This is a genomic window from Psychrobacillus sp., assembly GCF_056205495.1.
Map to the genome: position 1 here is coordinate 1 of NZ_JBAEAP010000166.1, position 3165 is coordinate 3165.

A 3165-nucleotide genomic window follows, 5' to 3' on the forward strand; every position below is an offset into this window, starting at 1 on the left:
TGTAGTAAATATTGCATTTAATGTAAGAGGATTTTATCAAGTAGACGCTGCTAAGATAACAACTATTAATGAACAGTTTGAAAATGTAGAAGTCACTTCCGACAACGCGTCCATTACTATATTACCTACGACTAGTTCGGATACGTCGGTTGAGTATTCATCCAAACAAAATAGGAATAATCTTTCTGTTAAAGTGAAGGGCAATACTCTTTTTGTAGAGCTAAAAGAAAAATGGTGGAATACATTTCAATTTGGTATTAATTCAAGAAGTAATCAGCTAAATATTTATTTACCTGAAAAAGAATACGAAGATATGATGGTGTCTACTTCGAATGGGAGTGTAGAAGTAAATAGCATTAAGGGCGATCAACTTATATTCGAATCTGATAATGGTTCAATAGAATTGGAAGATATTACTGGCAAGGACGTATATGCAGAAACGAATAATGGAAAAGTTTCCTTGAAGAATATTGAAGGAAAAATCGATGCAGAGTCAGATAATGGATCTATTTCTTTGGACACGAAAACCCTAGATCAGCATATTAGCCTTAGCACGGACAACGGAAGCATTGAGGTGAACTCCGATCAGGAACCTACAAACGCAACAATCACATCAAGCACTGATTTCGGTGGTATTAATATTTACGGATCCTCTGATAAATCCATAACATATGGCAAAGGCAAGTATCAAATTGAGCTGGATACGGATTTAGGCAGTATATCTGTTAAATAAATTTTTATGGAAAATATAATAAGAGTTAGAATGGACTTTTATAGTTCATTCTTTTTTTATGGTTAAGGTTTTGCTCAAATCTACTAGAGTATAAAAACCTTGCACAGACGTAAATAAATCTTGCTTAGACGAGAGAGAACCTTGCAGAGATGGGTAACAATATTGCGGAAATGAACTAGAACCTTGCAAATCAATATTCGTATGTTCTTACCAGAAAGGGTCAGAACATTTTATTACATCCACGTATTGCTTGAGTCCAAGTATAAACTACCTGGACTTTTTAGTTGAGCTTTAGCTTTCAAACTTCCTCTATTTTCATCGTGATATTAGACTACTCCAATTTATAATTATTCAACTATACTAACTGTCATCTTCCTGCTTGCTGTTTCCATCCCAAGACTTTCGTAAAAGGAAATGGCGCCATTATTGAATTCCCACACGTTCAGTTCCAATGTAGTTGCTCCTTGGCTTTTTGCCCAATCCAGGCATGCATGGAATATTTTTTTGCCAACACCCTTTTTGTTATGCTTGCCTGCCACTCCAAAGTCATTGATATATGCAAACTTTCTTGGAATTAATGAGTCGAACAAAGGAGCTTCTTTAACCTCTAATACAGCAAAACCAACTACCTCATCAGCAAGCCTCGCTATTAATATTTCACTGGATGGATTTGTTAATAACGAATGGTAGTATTCATCCGGCATTACTTGGTCGACCTGTCTAAAAATATTTGGTAAGGCAAGGGAATGTTCGTCATGGCCTTCTTTAACTAATAAATTAATCGCATTAAAATCATGTAAAGTCGCACATTCTATTAATATTTCCATTGTATGTCTCCTACTTCTACTATATATTTTTATTTATTTTACTAGAGTGCTATGTTTTTGCAACTCTAAAATTTAAATTTTCTTACTTTATAAAATAAACAAGTAATATAATAGAGAAAACTAGTTTATCAGGAATAGGTCAAATAACAATAAAGGATGAAGTTTAAATGAAGTATCCAGCAGCATTTGTAGATAAAATAACAGGAGCTTTCCAAGAAGAAGGAAAACAATGGCTCAATCGATTACATCTGATAATAGAAGAATATAAAGAAAAATGGGATTTGTCGATAGAGGAACCAGTAGACAACCTGTCTTATAACTATGTATTAAACGTAAAGCAGCAAGATGGAACACAAGCAATTCTCAAAATAGGAGTTCCTAACTGGGATTTTTCTAATGAAATCAACACGCTTATTACATATAACGGAACAGGATGTGTAAAATTACTTCTATTTGATCACAAGGACGGGATTATGTTACTCGAAAAACTATCCCCAGGCAATATGCTTTCTGATTTGTCAGAGGAAGAGGCAATCGAAACATATGTTGAGGTGTGGAGCAAACTACCAAGAACAGTAAATCCGACATACTCAACTACAGAAATCCTTACATGGTTCTCAGGTTTTGATCGTTTTTTGAGGAGTGAGTATGTAGACGAGTACCCTTTGAAGGAATTTGTATTAGAAGCCAAATCTTTTATTGGCGAATTTATAAACAACAAAGATGAGACATTTCTTTTGCATGGAGATTTGCATCATGAAAACATCCTATTTTCCGACTTACATGGTTGGACAGCTATAGATCCAAAAGGAGTGAATGGTCATCTATATTTTGACTTTACTTCCTTTATGGTTAATCATCTTCCAAAAAGTTTGGATGTGAAACAAGTTTTACATAATCGAATAAATAGAATTTCTGATTTATTACAGTTAGATAAACAAAAACTAATAAAAGCTAGTTTTATAATGGGAACTTTGAGTGCATGCTGGGCTATCGAGGACAAAGATCCGTGCTGGGAGATATCTTACATAAGCACTCAACATTTTCGAAGCTTCCTAGTTGAGTAAGTTAGTTAGCTTGGTTATGTTAAAAAAAGCTCGGATTGATTTTTAGTGAAGTGGTTTTGTAAGTTGAACAAGAACTTTGAATTTGAAAGCATTGTAATTTTCAATTGTCTATTTCGGTGAAGGGGGAATTAATATGCTTAGAAAAAATATACTATCAATCCTAATACCTATATTTTTTTTAGTTGTGTTGTTTGGTTGTGAAAGTGGAAGTTCGGAAAGTTCTTATAGTGCATATTTGATAATTAATGGGAAAGAGTACACTTGGCAAGGTGATATTGAAAATAATGAATTCACAGTCGCGGATAAAATTGGAGAAGTTATTAAAAAAGTAGATAAAGAAGTAATGCCAAAGGACAATCTATCATCCAATTTTCTAGAAGTTGGAGAAGAAATATACAGCTCGAACGAAGATAGTAAAGTCGTTATAGTAAAAAGAGAACATGATGGAAATTTTGATAAATTTACGGAAAGTGACTACTATAAAGAACATAATAGTTAAAATTAAAGAATTCCTTGTTATGCTAACGTGTGCTTTCGC

The 3165-nt window shown here is 33.6% G+C and carries 4 protein-coding genes; 3 read left to right on the forward strand and 1 reads right to left on the reverse strand.

Annotated elements, in window-relative coordinates:
- The coding region (locus AC06OU_RS04940) for a DUF4097 family beta strand repeat-containing protein (RefSeq protein WP_475854357.1) at positions 1-733 on the forward strand (733 nt) is incomplete at its 5' end.
- A gap of 347 nt (positions 734-1080) precedes the next feature.
- Here AC06OU_RS04940 and AC06OU_RS04945 read toward each other — a convergent pair.
- Positions 1081-1560 carry a GNAT family N-acetyltransferase gene (locus tag AC06OU_RS04945; RefSeq protein ID WP_475854358.1) on the reverse strand — a complete coding sequence of 160 codons (480 nt, stop codon included), beginning with the start codon at positions 1558-1560 and terminating at the stop codon, positions 1081-1083.
- Between the two features lie 167 nt (positions 1561-1727).
- Here AC06OU_RS04945 and AC06OU_RS04950 point away from each other — a divergent pair, with 167 nt between their 5' ends.
- Together AC06OU_RS04950 and AC06OU_RS04955 are read left to right on the forward strand one after the other, a co-directional pair.
- Positions 1728-2627 carry an aminoglycoside phosphotransferase family protein gene (locus AC06OU_RS04950; RefSeq protein ID WP_475854360.1) on the forward strand — a complete coding sequence of 300 codons (900 nt, stop codon included), beginning with the start codon at positions 1728-1730 and terminating at the stop codon, positions 2625-2627.
- A 133-nt stretch (positions 2628-2760) separates the two neighbouring features.
- Positions 2761-3126, forward strand: a complete 366-nt coding sequence (locus AC06OU_RS04955) for a hypothetical protein (RefSeq protein ID WP_475854361.1) — start codon at positions 2761-2763, stop codon at positions 3124-3126.
- The last annotated feature ends 39 nt before the right edge of the window (positions 3127-3165 follow it).